The sequence below is a fragment of the Paenibacillus sp. Y916 genome (assembly GCF_056786435.1).
In genome coordinates this window covers 78749-99602 of sequence record NZ_JBXCJA010000014.1, presented here as the reverse complement: position 1 = coordinate 99602, position 20854 = coordinate 78749, and the positions used below count along the sequence as shown (strand labels likewise).

General features: G+C 40.0%; 20 protein-coding genes. 1 reads left to right on the top strand and 19 read right to left on the bottom strand.

What is annotated here, in order from left to right:
* Window positions 1-33: 33 nt before the first annotated feature.
* From AC1TO9_RS21650 to AC1TO9_RS21605, 10 genes are all read right to left on the bottom strand, one after another.
* Window positions 34-597 carry a lytic transglycosylase domain-containing protein gene (locus AC1TO9_RS21650; protein WP_482054361.1) on the bottom strand — a complete coding sequence of 188 codons (564 nt, stop codon included), beginning with the start codon at window positions 595-597 and terminating at the stop codon, window positions 34-36.
* A complete protein-coding gene (gene coaE, locus AC1TO9_RS21645; RefSeq protein ID WP_482054362.1) occupies window positions 594-1190 on the bottom strand; it encodes a dephospho-CoA kinase in 597 nt (198 codons plus the stop codon). The genes AC1TO9_RS21650 and coaE overlap by 4 nt, the downstream gene beginning before the upstream one ends.
* An 8-nt stretch (window positions 1191-1198) precedes the next feature.
* Window positions 1199-1882, bottom strand: coding sequence for a sporulation membrane protein YtaF (gene ytaF, locus AC1TO9_RS21640; RefSeq protein ID WP_482060484.1), 684 nt, complete (start codon window positions 1880-1882; stop codon window positions 1199-1201).
* Window positions 1883-2014: 132 nt separating this feature from the next.
* Complete coding sequence (gene mutM / locus AC1TO9_RS21635) at window positions 2015-2860, bottom strand: DNA-formamidopyrimidine glycosylase (protein ID WP_482054364.1); 846 nt, start codon at window positions 2858-2860, stop codon at window positions 2015-2017.
* 50 nt (window positions 2861-2910) lie between these two features.
* A complete protein-coding gene (gene polA / locus AC1TO9_RS21630) occupies window positions 2911-5571 on the bottom strand; it encodes a DNA polymerase I (protein ID WP_482060483.1) in 2661 nt (886 codons plus the stop codon).
* Window positions 5572-5717: 146 nt separating this feature from the next.
* Window positions 5718-6377 (bottom strand): phosphate signaling complex protein PhoU, encoded by a 660-nt coding sequence (gene phoU / locus AC1TO9_RS21625; protein ID WP_482054366.1) that lies wholly within the window; start codon window positions 6375-6377, stop codon window positions 5718-5720.
* A gap of 32 nt (window positions 6378-6409) precedes the next feature.
* Window positions 6410-7165 (bottom strand): phosphate ABC transporter ATP-binding protein PstB, encoded by a 756-nt coding sequence (pstB, locus tag AC1TO9_RS21620; RefSeq protein ID WP_482054367.1) that lies wholly within the window; start codon window positions 7163-7165, stop codon window positions 6410-6412.
* A gap of 101 nt (window positions 7166-7266) precedes the next feature.
* The gene (locus tag AC1TO9_RS21615) at window positions 7267-7992 is read right to left on the bottom strand and encodes a response regulator transcription factor (protein WP_482060502.1); all 726 of its coding nucleotides are present in this window, start codon (window positions 7990-7992) and stop codon (window positions 7267-7269) included.
* Window positions 7993-8085: 93 nt separating this feature from the next.
* The gene (pnpS, locus tag AC1TO9_RS21610) at window positions 8086-9882 is read right to left on the bottom strand and encodes a two-component system histidine kinase PnpS (RefSeq protein WP_482060482.1); all 1797 of its coding nucleotides are present in this window, start codon (window positions 9880-9882) and stop codon (window positions 8086-8088) included.
* Window positions 9879-10886: a bile acid:sodium symporter family protein gene (locus AC1TO9_RS21605; protein ID WP_482060481.1), complete on the bottom strand. Its 1008-nt coding sequence runs from the start codon at window positions 10884-10886 to the stop codon at window positions 9879-9881. The genes pnpS and AC1TO9_RS21605 overlap by 4 nt, the downstream gene beginning before the upstream one ends.
* A 342-nt stretch (window positions 10887-11228) precedes the next feature.
* On the opposite strand from AC1TO9_RS21605, the gene yfbR reads away from it, so the two are divergent.
* Window positions 11229-11834 carry a 5'-deoxynucleotidase gene (gene yfbR / locus AC1TO9_RS21600; protein WP_482054370.1) on the top strand — a complete coding sequence of 202 codons (606 nt, stop codon included), beginning with the start codon at window positions 11229-11231 and terminating at the stop codon, window positions 11832-11834.
* Between the two features lie 368 nt (window positions 11835-12202).
* Here the strand turns inward: yfbR and AC1TO9_RS21595 are convergent, their stop codons facing one another.
* The 9 genes from AC1TO9_RS21595 to AC1TO9_RS21555 form a co-directional block, all read right to left on the bottom strand.
* Window positions 12203-12628, bottom strand: coding sequence for a hypothetical protein (locus AC1TO9_RS21595; RefSeq protein ID WP_482054371.1), 426 nt, complete (start codon window positions 12626-12628; stop codon window positions 12203-12205).
* Between the two features lie 166 nt (window positions 12629-12794).
* On the bottom strand, window positions 12795-13736 hold the full coding sequence (mdh, locus tag AC1TO9_RS21590) for a malate dehydrogenase (protein WP_482054372.1): 942 nt from the start codon (window positions 13734-13736) through the stop codon (window positions 12795-12797).
* Between the two features lie 21 nt (window positions 13737-13757).
* Complete coding sequence (gene icd, locus AC1TO9_RS21585; RefSeq protein WP_482054373.1) at window positions 13758-15053, bottom strand: NADP-dependent isocitrate dehydrogenase; 1296 nt, start codon at window positions 15051-15053, stop codon at window positions 13758-13760.
* A gap of 113 nt (window positions 15054-15166) precedes the next feature.
* Window positions 15167-16282: a citrate/2-methylcitrate synthase gene (locus AC1TO9_RS21580; RefSeq protein ID WP_482060480.1), complete on the bottom strand. Its 1116-nt coding sequence runs from the start codon at window positions 16280-16282 to the stop codon at window positions 15167-15169.
* A 231-nt stretch (window positions 16283-16513) separates the two neighbouring features.
* The gene (locus AC1TO9_RS21575; RefSeq protein WP_482054375.1) at window positions 16514-16906 is read right to left on the bottom strand and encodes an FxsA family protein; all 393 of its coding nucleotides are present in this window, start codon (window positions 16904-16906) and stop codon (window positions 16514-16516) included.
* A 197-nt stretch (window positions 16907-17103) separates the two neighbouring features.
* Complete coding sequence (gene pyk, locus AC1TO9_RS21570; protein WP_482054376.1) at window positions 17104-18528, bottom strand: pyruvate kinase; 1425 nt, start codon at window positions 18526-18528, stop codon at window positions 17104-17106.
* A 94-nt stretch (window positions 18529-18622) separates the two neighbouring features.
* The gene (locus AC1TO9_RS21565) at window positions 18623-19627 is read right to left on the bottom strand and encodes an acetyl-CoA carboxylase carboxyltransferase subunit alpha (RefSeq protein WP_482054377.1); all 1005 of its coding nucleotides are present in this window, start codon (window positions 19625-19627) and stop codon (window positions 18623-18625) included.
* Window positions 19628-20518, bottom strand: a complete 891-nt coding sequence (gene accD, locus AC1TO9_RS21560; RefSeq protein WP_438349617.1) for an acetyl-CoA carboxylase, carboxyltransferase subunit beta — start codon at window positions 20516-20518, stop codon at window positions 19628-19630.
* Between the two features lie 77 nt (window positions 20519-20595).
* Window positions 20596-20790, bottom strand: coding sequence for a glutamate decarboxylase (locus AC1TO9_RS21555; protein WP_482054378.1), 195 nt, complete (start codon window positions 20788-20790; stop codon window positions 20596-20598).
* Between the last annotated feature and the right edge of the window lie 64 nt (window positions 20791-20854).

Genomic DNA, 20854 nt, shown 5'->3' with positions numbered 1-20854 from the left:
TCTAGCCTAACACTTCTTTTTAGTTCATCAACATTAGAACTTATCATACACATCCGTATATTTCTCGTAATAATATAATACACGTTGTACATAATGCCTAGTCTGATCAATCGGAATTTCTTTAACCGTTTCAATTTGTCCATCCCATAGACCTTTATTCATCCAGCTTTTCACATTACCCGGACCTGCATTGTATGCGGCAATGGCTATCGCCCTATTACCATCAAACTGCTTAAATAAAGAGGATAAGTACCAGGTACCTAGCTGAATATTAGGACTGACTTCATGCTTAATCCGATCTAGAGATACTTCAGGGAGTTTAGCCATTTCCATAGCCCAAGTCGCTGTAGTCGGCATAAGTTGCATAATTCCAATCGCACCTTTACTCGACTCTTTACCCGTCTTAAAATTTGACTCTACTCGGATAATAGCAGCAATTAAATACGGATCAACATCATACTCTTCAGCTTGAAGTTTAATCTCTTCTTTGAAATGAATAGGATAAAACCAAGACATCCAATTACCATTGAAGAATAACAACATGACAAATGTAGTGAAAAGAAGCATAAGTACCCTCTTTTTACGAAAAAGTCTCATAACTGGCCTAACTGGAGCCATAATTCATTTACTTGTTGCTCCGTTGTCGCTAAGCTATCACTGTTATCGATTACGAGATCTGTCATAGTCTTCTTCATTTCTATATCCATTTGTGCGTGGAGCCTAGCTTCCGCTTCATCATTAGACAAGCCATCTCTTTGCATCAACCTTAGCTTCTGTATATCCCTTGATACATATACCACCAGCACTTGTTCGAACATCGATTGTAGTCCTGATTCTAACAATAGAGGGATATCAACCACAATGAGCGTTTCCGGATTCTGCTTCTCGAGTTCCTTCATACGTTCACTCAATTGTTTGCGAATTTCAGGATGACTAATATCATTCAATATCTTAAGAGCTTCTTTATCATTAAATACAATACTCCCGAGCTTCTTCCGATCTAAAGTACCGTCTGCTTGTAATATAGCTTGTCCAAAAAAATTCGTCACTGCAGTAAGAACAGGCTGACCCGGGAGCATAACATCCCGGGCAATGGCATCTGCATCAACTAGCAAAGCCCCCTTCTTCACCAGAAGAGAGGACACGGTACTCTTCCCTGTAGCAATTCCTCCGGTTAATCCTATATTCATATTTCACCTCATAATAGCTTCATTATTCCCATTATTATTAACATTAAAGCTGGCAATGCCGTCATGTGCCGTGTCCATGATTTCATAGCAAATCGAAACCCTGTATTCATACCCATAACGAGAAAACTACCACTAAAGACAGCTATAACTAGCGATGTGGACAAGGGCGAAAAACCAAGTAGAGCTGCACCCAAACCTGCTCCGAATGCATCTAAAGACAACGCGATCCCCAACCACATCGCCTCATAACCCGAGATACTACCCGATTTATCCACGTCAGCGGAGGATGGAGTCCTTAATATTTGAATAACAAGCCCCATTTTGCGAATTTCAAATGTGAACAATTTGCGCTCCACTGGAAGTTGAGGATTTCCCTCCATCTTCTCAATAATTACAGGTTTAACCACTTGCTCCTTCTCCTTCTGCACAACCATCTGGACCAAAGACCATAATCCCATAATTATGAGAATAATAGCCCCTACAACAGACGCTACAGTAGGAGTAATAAAGTTCGCTAACATAACACCCACTTGCATCGAAATGTAAATAACAACACCCGAAAGAGTAGATATGATCATAATCGAAAGCAAGGGAATCTTCACCTGCTTCAAGCCATATGTAATCCCCACTCCAAAACTATCCAAACTTACCGCAAAAGCCAGCAACATCAGTGCAAAAATATGACTGTGCACCCCTGTCCCCTCCCTATCTCGTACGGAAGCATCGAATATTTCATCCGAAACTCTTCCGTAGCCATTGATGTATCCTCCGTTATTATATGGAAGACGAAACGGGTGGGTGCACATTAACATCATTATTACTGCTTAAGAGATCGTTCGCACTTGGAGCCTTTGACATCTCGGACAGAAATGCGTACCTCTTCCGCCCACAACTATCTTTTCGATAAGTGATCCACAGTTGATACAAGGTTTGTTCTCACGTCCGTACACTTGAAGTTCCTGCTGGAACATCCCCATCTCTCCTTGGCCATCCACATATGATTTGATCGAGGATCCTCCCGCTTCAATGGATTCCAATAATATTCTGACGATGGAGCCATGTAATATCCCAAGCTGCTTGTCCTCTATAGAATTTGTTGGTTGCTCTGGATGGATTCCCGCTTTAAATAAAGATTCATCTACATAGATATTACCAATTCCGACGACATATACCTGGTTCAAGAGGACTGATTTAATCTTAGTCTTCTTCCCCGTTAGTATCTTCTTGAATTGCTCTAGCGTAAATGACTCATCTAATGGCTCAACACCTAGCTTAGATAACGGTAAATTCACAAGATCCTCACCTGCTGCGAACAAGTGCATTGTACCAAATTGTCGGACATCTTTATAACGCAATTCTGTACCGTCGTTGAAATGAAAGACAACATGCGTATGCTTCTCTACTGGGTCTTGACTAGAGTAAAGACCGTATCTTCCTTCCATCCGTAAATGGGATACGAGTACAAGCCCATCCATCAGAATACGTAAAAATTTCCCACGTCGTTCCACACCTTGAACAGTATGTCCTGCAATCAAAAAGGAAAACTCATCTATATCATCAGGACGCTGAATAATTCGCCCCAAATGAACACTAACACGATCAATCGTTTTGTTTTTAATTAATACATTCAATGTGTTCTTTATCGTTTCTACTTCCGGTAATTCCGGCATAATGCTCTCACCTCTAACCCATTATAACGAAATTCTGACCTTTAGGGCTACTATTTAGCTTCATACCAGTTACTACCAAAGCTAACTTCAGCTTGTAGTGGAACAACAAGTTGAAGAGCTTGTGCCATAATTTCAGGGACAAGTGATTTCATCATCTCAAGTTCATCTTCAGGAACTTCGAATACCAATTCATCATGAACTTGTAGAAGCATACGGCTCTTTAATTTTTTATCTGAGAGCGCCTGATCCATATGCACCATTGCCAACTTAATAATATCTGCTGCCGTACCTTGGATAGGTGTATTCATCGCCGTACGTTCTGCGAATGATCGAAGATTGAAGTTACTGGAATTAATCTCAGGAAGATACCTTCTTCTGCCTAATAGCGTCGTGACATAACCATTCTCCTTGGCTTCTTTCACAATATCACCCATAAATTGTCTGACGCCTTGGAACACCTCGAAATATTGTTCGATAAATTGAGAAGCTTCTTTCCTCGTAATATTCAGATTCTGCGATAATCCATAATCACTAATGCCATACACGATACCGAAATTGACTGCCTTAGCAGAACGACGCATATTAGAATCTACTTCTTCTGGCTTCACTCCAAATACGTCCATAGCCGTCTTCGTATGAATGTCCATATTTTGAATGAAGGCTTCTTTAAGGTTCTCATCATTAGAGATATGTGCCAACACACGTAATTCAATCTGCGAATAGTCGGCCGCTAGAATAGACCACCCTGGTTCAGAAGGTACAAAAGCTTTACGGATTTTGCGACCTTCCTCAAGTCGAATCGGAATATTCTGTAGATTCGGAAATTGACTACTCAATCGACCCGTTGCAGCAATGGTCTGACGATAATACGTATGCACTTTACCTGTCTTAGGAGAGATCTCTTTAAGTAATCCTTCTACATAAGTTGATTGCAATTTAGCAAGTGTCCGATATTGTAGAATGAGTTGGACAACTTCATGATAAGGCGCTAGCTTCTCAAGTACCTCAGCATCAGTTGAGAATCCAGTCTTCGTCTTCTTCACTGCTGGAAGACCTAACTTCACGAATAGAATCTCACCTAACTGCTTCGGTGAATTTATATTAAACTTTGCATCTGCAATACGGTATATTTCTTCTTCAAGATGATGGATCTGCTCCGCAAGCTCCTTACCAAGCTGTTGTAAGCCCTCTGGGTTAACTTGGATCCCTTGCTTCTCCATATCTGCCAAAATACGTGATAGCGGCATCTCAAGGTCATGAAATAATGACTTCATCTCATTCTTATCCAACTCTTCCTCCTGCTTCGGAATAATACTAAGGATGGTAGCTGATTTACGTGCCAAGTGATTGCTCAGAACATCTACATCAGGCACTTTATATTTCGCACCTTTTCCGAATACATCTTCTTCATTAGCTACGGCTGATAAGCCATATTTGGAAGCCAATGCACTTACCGTTTGGTTGGATTCTGTTGGATCAAGCAAGTATGCAGCTAATTGAACATCAAAGTCTACACCAGCAAAGGGAATATCATTCCAATGCAACGCAAGATCCATTCGATGCAGATCATATCCTCTTTTCGGATACGCAGGGTCTTGTAGCCAATTCAGAATAGGTGCAGCAGAAGTTATTCTCAAGAGATCCAATGATACATAATCATGGCGCTCATAGGATGAGAACACGATACCAATGATCTCTGCACGATGCGGATTATCACCATACGTCTCTACATGCAACACTTCAACTTGTGGGAGCCGTGTAATAAACTCGTCCATATTATCTTCGTTAATGACAGTAACCTCTACATCCAGAACAGGTTGCGCCGTAGCACCCACCCCTTCTTCTCCTTCTGCCGAGAAAGAAAGACGCTCCAACAATGATTTGAACTCTAATTTAGCGAGTGCCGGACCAGCATTCTCCTCCTGCAGACCATTGAACACCAGCTCATCAAATGTCTTATCTAATTGGACTTCCCGATAAATCGTAGCTAGCTTCTTACTTAGAATGGCATCATCGGCATGGGCCTCAATCTTTTCCTTCATTTTACCCTTTAACTCATGCGTATTGGCTAGAACCTCTTCTACCGATCCGAATTGATGTAGAAGCTTAAGAGCCGTCTTCTCACCTACACCTGGAACGCCTGGAATATTATCCGATGTATCTCCCATTAGCCCTTTCAAATCTGTAATTTGATGTGGTTCTAGACCATATTTCTCTTGAATTAATGCTGGGTTGTATATCTCAATATCCGTAACACCCTTGCGCGTCATCCCAATCTGTACATGCTCTGATGCCAGTTGAAACATATCCTTATCTCCCGATATGATCAATACTTCGCGGCCTGCTGCATCAGCTTGCTTGGCAATAGTCCCAATAATATCATCGGCTTCAAATCCACCCAATTCATATTGGGCAATTCCCAATCCCTCTAATAACTCTTTTAGCAAAGGAAACTGCTCAGATAGCTCATGCGGCGTCTTTGCCCGTCCACCTTTGTATTCTTTATAACTTTCATGTCGGAATGTCACTTTTCCAGCATCAAAGGCCACCATCATATGTGTCGGCTTATGATCCTCAATGATCCGAAGTAACATATTCGTAAATCCATATACGGCATTCGTATGCCATCCCTTGGTGTTCGTAAGTGGTGGCATTGCAAAAAAGGCACGATAAATAATACTATTTCCATCAATAAGAATTAACTTTTCCATAAAACACCTTCCCTTTACAACATTCTTCTATCATGATACCATAGGAACCCACAAATCGAGAAAAAAGCACCGACAATTGTCGATGCTAAGTTTTAAGCTACCTCTTTAATACATGTTCAAAAAGTCGGTTTTTTGAACTTCCTCTATTATTCGTTTAGGTCAGGTCGTGTTCCTGTCACTAGATAAATAACACTTTCCCCAATATTAGTAGCATGGTCTGCAATACGTTCAATGTAGCGAGCTACTAATGTCAATAACATCACTTGAGATATAGATTCAGGATGTGACGGTATATAGGTGTACAATTCTGTAATGATTTGTCCGTATAAATGATCCACTTCATCATCATCTCGTGCCATCTTTAAAGCCAGATCCGTATTCTCATCAAGATAGGAGGTAATAGCTTCTGAAATCATTACATCAACAATTTCAGCCATTTTAGGGATGTCAATAAGTGGCTTAATTAAAGGTTGCCCTTGGAGACGCATCGTTACTTTAGCAACATCTAATGCAAGATCTCCCATCCGCTCCAAGTCACTTGAAATTTTAAAAGCAACAAGGATACGTCGTAAATCCTTAGCAACAGGTTGCTGGGTAACAATCAAGCGTGATCCAATGTCCATAATTTGATCTTCCATTGCATTGAGTAACACATCATCCTTAACGATCTGTTGCGCTAAATCTACATTCAGTGTGTGCAGTGCTGTAATAGCGCCATCTAAAGCTTGAATAACATGTTCGCCCATTTTCCGTAACAATGTACGCAATTCATTTAGATCTTGGTCTAATCCTATTCTTCGAATCATAGGTCCATTATCCCCCCATCAATACTCTTCATTTAACCAAATCGTCCTGAAATATAGTCTTCCGTTCGGGAATCTTGAGGATTCGTAAATAAGACATCCGTTTCATCCGCTTCAACGACTTCCCCATTGAGGAAAAAAACCGTTCGCCCAGATACACGTGCTGCTTGATGCATATTATGAGTAACCATCACAATTGTATACATTTCCTTCAATTCCTGCACTAACTCTTCAATCTTAAGAGTCGAGATTGGATCGAGAGCTGAAGTTGCTTCATCCATCAATAAAATATCAGGCTGGACAGATAATGCACGTGCGATGCACAGACGCTGTTGCTGCCCGCCCGAAAGGCTTAGAGCTGAACGTTTCAAATAATCCTTCACTTCATCCCATAGCGCCGCTTGATGCAAGCTTTGTTCTACTATTTTATCAAGTTCTGCTTTATTCACAATTCCATGCAATCGAGGACCATAAGCAATATTATCATAAATCGATTTAGGGAATGGATTGGGTTGCTGAAATACCATACCCACTTGCTTACGGAGAACCTCAACTTGAACATCTTCACCATATATTTCTTTGCCATTAATTTTGACAGAACCAACAATTTGAGTTCCTGGAATCATATCATTCATACGATTCAATGTACGCAACAATGTTGATTTACCACAACCAGAAGGTCCAATAAATGACGTAATCGTCTTCTCTGGGATCGTTAGATCAACATCCTTGAGAGCATGGAAACTTCCGTAGAATAGATTTAATTGCTTAATATGGATAATATCTTCCATTTAATATTCTTATCTCCTTATCTATACGAGTTGTTCCCTAACATATTACTATTTTTATGTAAATACTGCACCCTACATTTGTAAGGTCCATGTAAAATATATTAATGGGGAACATTTCTCTTTTTATTAACAACTAATTTATAACCAACACCGCGAATAGAATCAATGTGGACAGAGTCAGGATCAAGTTCAAGTTTTTTACGAAGGGAACTAACATGCACGTCAACGGTTCTCTGACCCCCAATATAATCAAATCCCCAAACCTCGTTCATTAAATCATCCCTTGTGAGAACTACCCCAGGCTTGCGAGCAAGGTATAGAAGCACTTCAAACTCTTTGGGCCGTAGATTAATATTATGTCCACCTAATATCACTTCATATTTCTCTGGGAATATTTCTAACTGACCTAATGATATCATCGTGGATGTAGTCTGCGTTGTTATCACTTCTTCACTTTTACCTGATACTCTTCTTATAACAGCGCTCACTCTAGCCAATAATTCCGAGACACCAAAGGGCTTTGTTATATAATCATCAGCACCTAATTTAAGTCCTTGTACAACTTCCTCTTCAGCATTCTTAGCAGTTAGAATAATAATGGGCGTCACTACACCTTGTGCGCGTAATTTACCTAAAATATCAATACCATTCATTCCGGGGAGCATAATATCCAGTAGAATAAGGTCAAACATTTCCTGAGATGCACGTTCATAACCTATCGTCCCGTGATCTTCCACGGTTACATCATAACCTTCTTGTGTTAAATTATAGGATAATAATCGCGCCAATGTCGGCTCGTCCTCAATAACCAACAATCGTTGTGACATGTGAACCCCCCATTCTTTATATTTCATCACTTGCAGACGATCTTTATTCATAATCATAACACCGTAATGTTAACAGAGTGTAAACATTCTATATTATTCCCCATCTCCTTGTAGAAGCGGTAGTTCAATAATAAAGGATGTACCTATATTCAACTCGCTCTCTACCATCACAATCCCATGATGCATATCAACTAAATGTTTTACGATAGACAGACCCAGACCTGTCCCACCAGAAAATCTTGATCGTGCTTTATCGACCCGATAGAAACGTTCAAATATTCGTGAAAGGTCCTTTTTAGGAATTCCCATTCCAGTGTCTGCGATTGTGAATTGAATTGTATCATGACCTTCTTCATGCTCTTTATGCTCAACTGTTACTTTTACCTTCCCACCTTCTTGCGTATAATTGACAGCATTAGATAGAATATTCAGAAATATTTGTTTCAACTTATCTTCATCTGCTTCAATATATAACTCATCTGGAACATCAGCTTGGAGAAGTATCCTTTTTTTAGATGCGACTGCGCCTAATGTATCTAGTACGGGCACGAAGAATGATGATAAATGAACAGGGGAGCACTCCATATGAATACTCTTTGATTCAATTTTAGATAGATCTAGAATATCACTAATCAGCCTGTTCAACCTTTCGCTTTCATCATATATAATTTGTAGAAAAGATCGCACCGTCTTCTCATCTGTCACGCCACCACCCAGCAATGTTTCAGCGAATCCTTTCACTGCAGCTATTGGTGTTTTCAACTCATGTGAGACATTCGTAACGAACTCACTGCGAACATTTTCCAACCTGCGGATAGCCGTAATATTTTGTAATAAGAACAACATTCCCTTGTAAGTACCTTCCTCTTCTAACATCGGAACCCCATCCACGCGCATCAATATTTCCTCAGGATAATATAAATTTCGTTCTTCATGGATAGCTTGCATAGACGTCAGACCTTCATTTAAAAGCTTTGTTAATTCATAATGTTCTTTCATTTCCAAATATGGCTTACCTAGTACTCGTTCAGCTTTAACTTTGAGCATCTTTTCCGCAGCTGGATTAATAACTGCAATATTCCCCTTTATATCAATTAATAAAATACCGCTAGTCATATTATCTAATACACTTTGAATTAACCCCTCGTTATCTCGAATTCTCTTCAGTTGATTCTGCAAACTATCCGCCATTGCATTAATGGCTTTACCTAAATGCCCAACCTCATCATGACGATCCAATTGCACACGAGAATCGTAGTCCAGATGGGAAATTTTTCTAGACACTTTAATAATCTGTTCTAAAGGTGCCGTTAGACTCGCCGCCATACGATAACTGACGATTGTTGCAATCACAAAAAGGATGAGTAACCATACCGCCATAAGCGTCCATCCGTGCTGTAACCCCTGATTAATGGATTGAAGACTAACCGACAATCGAATATATCCATCAAATTCATTACCCACTTTGATCGGTGCAGCTACATACAACATATCTTGTCCAAGAGAGGTACTATATCTTATAACATGTCCCACACCCTCTTCTCTAGCTGAAATAATCTCTTCTCTGTCGTTGTGGTTATCCATTAATAACGGATCTGTCTCCGAATCACCAATCACAACACCATTATGATTAATAAAAGTCACGCGTGAGTCTATTAACTCCCCTATTTTCTTAGATTCCTCAGTGTAATATCGCAAAGCCCTTTCATCCCCAGTTGGATGAAAGTCGAATGTACTGCCAAGCAGTTTTATTTCCCGGGACATATTCTCCTCAAGGATGATGACATGGGAATCTCTGAATACTTTGGCCATAGCAATACCAGCAACAATCATAGTAAATCCAATCATAATCATTAATACTATGGTTAAATTTGTACGAAAAGACTTCATAAACCATTTCTCCCTTGTTCAGTTTTACTAGTCCATTGAGGGCTCTTTACTTCTTGTAAAGGAACCCATCTTCTAAGATAAGCATGAAACAGCGTAGCTAGTGGTTGTTGCACCATGATCCCTAAAACTACTGGAACTGAGGCTTTTGGAGAGAAATAACTCATAGCTATCACCATTCCAAGCGATATATTGCGCATCCCCGTTGCATAAGACATCGTTACCTTTATTTCTCTTTCAGGATTTGTCAGGACATTACCACCTAAATAACCCAGTATGTAACTAACGGTCACGATAATAAGCACCGCAGGGATAACGATCAGCATATCCTTCTTCAAATCTATAAGATGCGGTGCGATAGCTGCTGCATTCAGCATGACTACCGATGTAAATCCAATCTTTGAAAGAGGAACAGCTATAGGTGCAACAACATTCTTAAGCTTTCCTCGTGACAATTCATACAAAGCAACACCTATGACAGTAGGAAGAACGACAATCACAAACAAATCTTTCATCAAACTCAAACTATCAAATATAATCTGCGTCTCAAAGAAAAATTCAATGAGAAAAGGAACAACAAACGGGCTAAGTGCGGAATCTAGAACGACCAAAGCAAGCATTAACGCCACATTACCATGCGATAGTCCAACCCACAGGACAGAAGAAACTCCAAACGGGATAATCGTAAATAGTACCAACCCAACGGTATAATCAGAATAGACCCCAAAGAGTAGCGATCCTAGTCCGAAGGCTAAGATTGGAGCAACAATATGACTTAGTACGAGCACAAGAACGATAGGTGCTGGACGTCTCATGACCCATTTCAAGTGCCCCACCCCACATCCTAATGCCATCACAAGTGTCACATAACCAAATATATAAGGTGACCAAGAAACGTAGGGTAGTAAAGAATGACTAAGTAAGAATCCAATGAACAGCGATCCAGGAATAATTAGAAACATATATTTCTCATACCATTGCGTAAAAGACTCACTCCATCTTCTCATTCTGTATATATCCTCTCCAATGTCGTTCATCATTTCTTCTCAATTCTATAACTAGTACTTCACAACTATTTGTGTATGATGCCGCTACGATGAAGGATTGTCCTTACGATCGCTGTTGCCCTCCGATTTCTTGATTATATAACACATAGCGGTTGAAATCAGAGGGCAAAGGCGAACGCTACCGCTTCTTCAGGACAATTCCGTCATCTTCGCTACTTCGAATATATTCCATTGTTTCTTGAACATACTAATTATAGTTTAGAGACTCATTTCTTCTCTTATAATACTTCCATTGGTATTATAATAGCATAAGAAGATTTATTCGAGAGGAGTTTTATATTTATGAACTATCATTTCTCTGCTTATATGTATCGTCTTCAATATATCCAGCGTTGGAGTCTGATGAGAAGTCACATGCCTGAGAACGTAGCTGAGCATTCTTACCATGTTGCTTTACTAACCCATATGCTCTGCACCATTGGGAATCATTATTTCCAGCGTGAGTTGAATGCTGATCGGGCAGTCACTTTAGCTCTATTCCATGATGCTACCGAGGTGTTCACAGGTGATATTGCTACACCAGTTAAACATGACAACCCACTTATACTCGCAAGCTTCCGTGAGATGGAGACCTTTGCAGCTGAACGTCTACTCAGTATGACTCCACCCCGTCTACAAGATATTTATGAAGGGCTACTCAAACCTGATAATCAGCTAGACATTCAAGATCATGAGTTAAATAAATATGTAAAGGCTGCCGATCGATTGGACGCTTATCTCAAATGTACGTTGGAAGTCGCTTCTGGTAATCGGGAATTTACGGTAGCCAAGAACCAGACCTATGATAAGTTACAACTACTAGATTTGCCTGAGTTGGATTACTTTCTCCAGCATATTGCTCCAAGCTTCGAGATGTCACTAGATGAACTTTCCTATCCCCAATCCTAAATATACGATGACGGATTGTCCTTACGATCGCTGTTACCCTCTGATTTCTTGATTATATACCGCTTAGCGGTTGAAATCAGAGGGCAAAGCATATGCTTCCGAAGTAGCTTTCCGTAGGAAAGCTTGTAGGCGAACGCTACCGCTTCTTCAGGACAATTCCGTCACCTACCCTTTTCTTCTGAGTAAGTACCATTTATGCAACTATTTCATCTTATTCTAGCGACCTTCATATATAAGTGTTCTTCCAAATGGTACAGTGCCACGCTATCTACTTTTCGATTGATTATAGCTGATTTGGAAATTAGGACAAAAAAGAAGGAGTACCCTATCATTATCATAAATGACAAGGCACTCCTTTTTACTTTGTATTAAATGATTCCTGGATACACCATGAAGATTACCATCACGAGTAAACAAACCGCGATTAGGGAACTCATCATCCGCATCTTGCTAATTTCAGCTGAAACATCTTTGTTTAGTTTAGTATTTGCAACGGTAGCCTTCAATGGTTTAGTCATCATTCCGCTAATTGCGAACAAAGCAACCATAAGCACAATTACGACAATCATCCATCCTACAGAATAACTACCTTTACTCATTAAATAACCGCCTGTAATAAATTGGATCAACAATCCAATTTGAGCAAAGATATTAAAACTGCGAATAGCCACAGCACTACCTTCTTTAGCGGCTAGTGACAATGTTGTCATTTTACCTATTACGAATGGCAGTAGAAGATAGAACCCAACAGATATCGCTCCTAAAATATGTACAAAATCCATGATTTTCTCCAATTAAAAAACCTCCATTAAATTCGTCTATGATTATTATCATATCAAGTATACCTTAATAACATAATAAAAGGAAAGAAACCCCTTGTTATTACGAAACAACGAGGTTTCTTTCTTCATAGCTTTGTCACATTTATAATTCTTTAATCTACATGGATATCTTATTCGATTATTCACTCAAAATCGAAATAACACTCTGAACAGACGCTGCTGATTTATCCAATGCTAACTTCTCATCTGCAGTTAACTCTAGTTCAAAAATTTTCTCAATTCCATCGCCACCAAGAATCGTAGGTACACCCATAAATAGGTTATCGTATCCATACTCTCCTTCAAGCAGAGCAATCACAGGAATAATACGTTTCTTATCCTTCAAAATAGCTTCTGTCATTTGAACCAAGGACGCTGCAGGCGCATAATAAGCACTACCATTACCTAGTAAGTTTACTATTTCACCGCCACCAACACGCGTGCGCTGAACGATCGCTTCAATACGATCAGCACTGATTAGCGTATCAATCGGTATTCCTCCAACACTTGAATAACGAACTAGAGGTACCATGTCATCACCATGCCCACCTAGTACAAATCCACGTACGTCTTCAACGGAAACATTCAATTCCGTAGCGATGAAAGAACAATAGCGCGCAGTATCAAGTACGCCCGATTGACCAATAACGCGATTCTTAGGGAATCCAAGAGCATGATATGCCACATAAGTCATAGCATCCACAGGATTACTTAGAATGATAACGATAGAGTTCGGGGCATATTTCTTGATGTTCTCACAAACAGACTTCACGATGCCTGCATTCGTATTCACAAGATCATCACGGCTCATTCCCGGTTTACGAGCAATACCCGCGGTAATAATGACAATATCAGAGTCAGCTGCTTCTTCATAATTAGAGGTACCTATAATTTGGCTATCGAATCCTTGAACAGGACTAGCTTCCATCATATCAAGAGCCTTACCTTTAGTAGGATTCTCTAGTTGCGGAATATCAATAAGTACAACGTCACCAAGTTCCTTCTGTGCCAACATAAGTGCCGTAGTTGCACCAGTAAATCCAGCTCCTACTACGGATATTTTATTACGCTTGATAGCCATAATTAATTATCCCCCTATAAATTACATGTTTTTGATCACTTGATCTGCGAACTCTGAACATTTAACTTCTGTAGCTCCATCCATTTGACGAGCGAAATCATAAGTAACAATCTTATCGTTAATGGATGCCTCCATACCTTTGTAAATAAGATCTGCTGCTTCCTTCCAGCCCAAATGTTCAAGTAACATAACTCCCGATAGTACAACAGAACCTGGATTAACAAGGTCTTTATCTGCATATTTCGGAGCTGTACCATGAGTCGCTTCAAAAATAGCATGTCCAGTCAAATAGTTAATATTGGCTCCCGGAGCAATACCAATTCCACCAATTTGTGCTGCAAGAGCATCAGATAAGTAATCACCGTTTAGATTAAGTGTAGCAATAACGTCAAAGTCAGTTGGACGTGTCAGAACCTGTTGCAAAGCAATATCAGCGATAGCATCCTTAATAAGGATCTTACCAGCCGCTAAAGCTTCATCCTGAGCTATATTTGCTGCTGCTTCACCATCTTTTTCCTTAATAATATCGTATTGTGCCCATGTGAATACTTTGTCTCCGAACTCTTGTTCAGCTACTTCATATCCCCAGTTCTTGAATGCACCTTCTGTATATTTCATGATGTTACCTTTATGTACCAAAGTGACACTCTTACGTCCGTGTTCGATCGCATATTCAACCGCAGCACGCACTAGACGTTTGGAGCCATCCTCAGATACAGGCTTGATACCAATTCCTGATGTTTCTGGGAAACGGATATTCTTCACACCCATTTCATCCTGCAGGAATGTGATCAACTTCTTCACTTCATCAGAACCCTCTTTGTATTCAATACCAGCGTAGATATCTTCTGTATTCTCACGGAAAATAACCATGTCTACAAGGTCAGGACGTTTCACTGGAGAAGGTACTCCTTTGAAATAACGAACCGGACGTAAACATACATACAAATCTAATTCTTGGCGCAACGCCACGTTTAATGAACGAATTCCTCCACCAATCGGTGTTGTCAAAGGTCCTTTAATAGCTACAATATATTCACGAATAGCTTCAAGAGTATCATTTGGTAACCACTCTCCATACGCATTGAAGGCTTTCTCACCTGCAAACACTTCATACCACGCAATTTTCTTAGAACCGCCATAAGCCTTGTTTACAGCAGCGTCAAGCACACGTTTGGAAGCTTTCCAAATATCTCGTCCTGTTCCGTCACCTTCAATAAATGGAATGATCGGGAAATTAGGAACCTTTAAGACCCCATCTTGAATCTCAATCTTGTCGCCCTCTGTTGGTAGTGAGTATTTTTCTAATTTAAACATATTTTTGTATCCTCCTAAAATTTTTTTTTAGCATTCCTTCATGATTATTCTTCACAAATAAACATGGATCGTAAGCATTATCTAGTTTTTCGCGTGGATTACAACTAAGTCTTTTATGCTCGTAATTCAATAGGTATATACTTCTGATCAGTTAATCCTATATATTCAGCCCGTGGACGAATAATACGGTTATCAACCCATTGTTCAAGGATATGCGCTGTCCACCCTGATACTCGACTAATTGCAAAGATCAAAGTAAATAACTCACTTTCAATACCAAGTTGTGTGTATACAGATGCAGAATAGAAATCGACGTTTGGCTTCAGACCTTTTTGTCCAGTGATCATCTCTTCTATCTTTATAGACATGGTATAGAGTTTAGTGTCATTCTTCATCTCACCAAGATCACGTGACATCTTCTGCAGGAATTTCGCCCGCGGATCTCCGTTCTTATATACCCGATGACCGAATCCCATAATCTTCTCGCGATTATTCAGCTTCTCTTGAATATAGCTCTCAACTTGATCAATGTCACCAATCTCATCTAGCATTCTCATAACAGCTTCATTTGCTCCACCATGCAATGGGCCTTTCAGGGCACCAATCGCTGAAGTAACACCTGAATATATATCTGAGAGCGTCGCCACCGTTACACGCGCAGCGAATGTAGAAGCGTTCAGTTCATGATCAGCATGAAGCACGAGCGCTTGATCCAATGCCTTGATAGAAGTCTCATCCGGTCGTTCGCCTCTTAGCATGTACAGAAAATTCTCCGCTATGGATAGACCTTTCTGAGGTGCGATTGGTTCCTTACCTTGGCGAATACGTGAGAGTGCTGCCACGATTGTAGGCAATTGCGCCTGTAGTCTTATAGCCTTTTTCTCATTCGTGGAACGACTCATGTCATCCGCCTCATCATCGTACAAAGCAAGAGCAGATACCGCAGAACGAAGAGTAGCCATTGTGTTCACATCTTTAGGATATAATTTCATTTGTTCAATTAATAATTGCGGAATTGGTGCGAAAGTGTCTAGATCTTGTCTCAGATCACTTAACTCTTGTACATTGGGTAACTTACCGAACCATAACAGGTAAGCCACTTCTTCAAAGCTGGCATGTAATGCTAAATCATCGATATCAATGCCGCGATATGTAAGTACACCATCCACGATTGAACTGATGGTAGAGGTTGCTGCAACAATACCTTCTAATCCTTTGGTAGCTGTCATCGTACGTCTCTCCTTTGTAAAAAACATATTTTATAAGTAGCTGTCTACAACAATGAAAACATTTACATAACATTAAATGAAAATAATATAAATCAAAACGCAAAAAACAAACCTTCTACCATCATACTGGAAATTGTCTGATTTGTGAACATCATGCGACGTATTTATTACATTAAAATGTTTTATCGTATTTATAACCAATTTCTTGTTGCTATTACGAGATATTATCTTTTACCTTTTATACACCTTCATGTTCCCGTTCTTCATCTTACTTTTCAGCCATCTCAAAATGAGAATACGATAGATTGGACGAGTTAGTGGGAATATCATGCTGAAGCCGACAATATCCATAAGGAAACCGGGCAGCACTAATAAGATTCCCCCAATAAAAATACTTAATCCATCAACCAAAGTTCTCCCAGGAATTTGACCGCTATTCATTTGTAAGCGAGCATCCTGTAACACTTTTCTCCCTTCAAAACGCATCATAACCAGTCCAATTGCTGAAGTAAATAACGTAAGGAGTAGCGATTTGGTTCCCCCGAAGTTTCCAACAACCAAGTTAAACAAGTATACCTCAATGATGATAATAACGACTATAATTCCCCATGCCCATTTCCACATATTCTAGGAACCCTCCTTAGTTACCTTCCCCTTCAGATTATGTTTAATAAGCATAATATACTCACAAACAATTATCCAGTTTAGCAAATACGGACTCCCTTAGTAGATATTACTGAAAAGAAAAGACGATCTAATTGTATTAGACCGTCACTTCATCTATTTAACATTCAGTTCATATCGCCCACTGAATTAAAGAATTAAGCTTTATTAACTACACTTACTTTAATAAGATTCGTAGAACCTGAACGTCCCAATGGTACACCTGCTGTAATAACAACAAGGTCTCCTTCGCTAACCATACCTGAGTTCAGACCACCTTGAACGGCATAATCAAACATTTCATCCGTTGTGGAAGCCAATTGGCCTTTAACAGGTGTCACTCCCCATGTAAGAGTCAGACGACGCATCGTACGATCTTCTGTCGTCACAGCAATAATAGGAGCTTCTGGACGGTATTTAGCTACTACACGAGCTGTGTGACCTGTCTCAGTCGAAGAGATAATAGCCTTAGCATTCAAATCCATCGCAGTAATAGCAACTGCTTGGCTAATTGCATCCGTAACTGTTGTTTCTTGGAATGTGCTTTGTTTCGCAAATAATTCACGATAATTCAAAGCTGACTCTGCCTTCTCAGCAATACGAGACATCGTAAGAACTGATTCCACAGGGTATTTACCAGCAGCTGTTTCACCAGACAACATAATAGCATCCGTTCCGTCAAAAATCGCGTTTGCTACATCACTTGCTTCAGCGCGAGTTGGACGTGGATTACGTTGCATAGAATCCAACATTTGCGTAGCTGTAATGACTGGTTTACCAGCACGGTTCGATTTAGCAATCATGCTCTTCTGTGCCAATGGTACGTCTTCTGCAGGAATTTCTGTTCCTAGATCTCCACGTGCAACCATCAACCCATCAGAAACAGCAATAATTTCATCTAAATTATCGACACCTTCTTGGTTTTCGATCTTAGAAATAATGTTGATGTGACCTGCATTGTGTTTTTCTAACAATTCACGAATTTCAAGAACGTCACTCGCTTTACGAACGAACGAAGCTGCGATGAAATCGACATCTTGTCCAATTCCAAAAATGATATCAGCAGTATCTTTCTCTGTAATACCTGGTAGAGAAATACGAACTCCTGGTACGTTAACGCCTTTCTTGCTCTTAATTGTACCACCGTTAACGATGACACATTTAATTTCTGTTCCTTTAATTTCGACAACCGTTAAACCAATCAAACCGTCATCAATCAGAATAGTCGATCCAATTTCTACGTCATTTGGAAGATTAGCATAAGTAATCGAAACACGGTTCTTATCACCTAAAATTTCCTCAGTAGTTAGTGTAATGAATTCGTCCTGTACTAGTTCAATTGAATCAACTCCAAGTGTACCTGTACGAATTTCTGGGCCTTTCGTATCTAAAAGAATTGACACTGTCTTTCCTAACTCTTGACAAGCTTGACGAATAACGTTAATCCGATTTCCGTGTTCAGCAAAATCACCATGAGAAAAGTTCAGACGAGCTACATTCATACCTGCATTAATCAATTTCTTAATATTTTCTAACGATTCACTTGCCGGACCGATTGTACATACAATTTTTGTTTTACGCATTATGTTTCCTCCGTTTTTTAAGATCTCTCTTTATCTTCTTTTCAACTACTTAATTTACTACACTATGAAGCTTTTGTATAGTAACTTTGTCACATTACTCAATTTCTGTGACTTGGGCGTTCACATTCTCAGTTGGGGTAATAGGTTCAAATGTATATTGACCTAGTTTCCTGAATTTTAAATATCTATCTTCTTTCAGCTCTTGGCTATCCATAACGGAGAGCTCCTTCAGATGCTTACACAGGCTTTCCTTAATATGCTGTGCTGTTAATTCATAATCCCTATGAGCCCCACCTTTGGGTTCAGAGATAATGTCTTCAATCACTTCAAACTTCAGCAGATCTTCAGCCGTGATTTTCATCGCCTCAGCCGCTTGATCAGCCCTGCTTGCATCTTTCCATAGAATGGAAGCAGCACCATTCGGGGAAATAACAGAATAGATCGCGTGTTCTAACATGAGAACACGGTTACCTACAGCCATACCCAGTGCTCCGCCACTACCACCCTCCCCAATAATGACACAGACAACAGGAACTCCTAATATAGACATCTCTCTGAGGTTTCGAGCAATCGCTTCAGATTGGCCTCTCTCTTCAGCCGCATTACCCGGATAAGCACCCTTTGTATCAATAAATGTAATAATAGGACGTTTAAACTTCTCTGCTTGCTTCATAAGTCTCAATGCTTTTCGAAAGCCCTCTGGGTGTGCGCTCCCGAAGAATCGTGCAATATTATCTTTCGTATCCTTGCCTCGTTGCTGTCCCAATACCGTTACAGGAACACCATTCAATGTCGCAATTCCACCAACAATAGCAAGATCATCACCAAATAAACGATCTCCATGTAATTCAACAAAATCAGTGAAAATAAGTTCTATTAATTCTAATGATGTTGGCCGTTGTTGATGTCTTGCAAGATGTATTTTTTGAGGCGCTGAAATACTGGAATAGATTTCTTCTTCCAACTTCATATATCGTTCCTCAAGTTTAGAAATCTCATCCGTGAAATCAATACCTTTTTCCTGTCCGAACACATACAACTCATCGATCTTTTTACGCATCTCTACGAGAGGTAATTCAAAGGGCATCTCCGCAGCCATTTAAAATTCCCCCTTCATCGTATGAAATTCAATAAGCTTAGCAAGCATTCCGCACATTTCTTTGCGATGTGTCACTAAATCCAATTGTCCATGCGCCATATTATATTCGGCCGTTTGGAATTCATCAGGAAGCTTCTGACGAATAGTCTGTTCAATAACGAGTCGTCCAGCAAACCCAAATACAGCTCCAGGTTCTGCTATATTAATGTCTCCGAGTGTGGCGAAGCTAGCAGAAACACCACCCATTGTTGGATCGGTGATGACAGAAATGTATAGACCACCCTGTTCATTAAAGCGTGCGAGTGCAGCACTTGTTTTGGCCATCTGCATTAAACTAAGAATACTCTCTTGCATTCTAGCACCACCAGAGGTAGAGAAAATAATGAGAGGCAATTGTCGTTCCATTGCGATCTCAATCGCACGTGTTATTTTCTCACCAACGACTGATCCCATACTTCCACTAAAGAAATCAAAACTCATAACAGCTACGACTACTGGAAGCCCAGAAAGAGTTCCTTGTCCGGTAACAACAGCTTCACGCAAACCTGATTTCATCGCTTGCTCTTCTAACTTGGTTGCATAGCCAGGAAATTTCAGTGGATCCACAGAGATCATGTTGCTATCGAATTCTTCAAAGCCTTCCTCATCCAAAGTAATCTGGATTCGTTCCATAGCATTTAGACGCATATGATATCCACAAGAAGTACATACCTTCAAGTTCTTCTCCAGTTCCTTACTATACTGAATGATACCACACTTAGCACATTTGCTCATAAGGCCTTCCGGAATTTCACGCTTCGGACGCTCACCCTCTGGGCTATTGTCACGTCCCACACGATCTGAAGGAATGGTCGCGTATTTTCTTTTTTTCTGAAATATGTCTTTAAACACAACTACACCTCTCCAGCCGTTAATTTGTTGGCCGTTCTTTCCGATAATCTTCTATTATACACCATTTATTGATTGTATTAAGTTAAAGGATGTAGAATAGTGTTCAGAACTTCCTGAATTTCCTCAAGTTCCCTAGAAGGAACCTGAATTTCGAACTGCTGCTTGGACAAATTAATGGGACGTGCACGAACCAAGAAACCTTCTTCTGTTAATTTGGTCTCGATCATTTCTGCAAACTTAGCGGTAGGTGCAATATAAATAACCGTCCACACTTTCGCAAAGCCCCCTACACTCAAATTCTAAGTACATATAATGAACCCATGATACCATATTTAT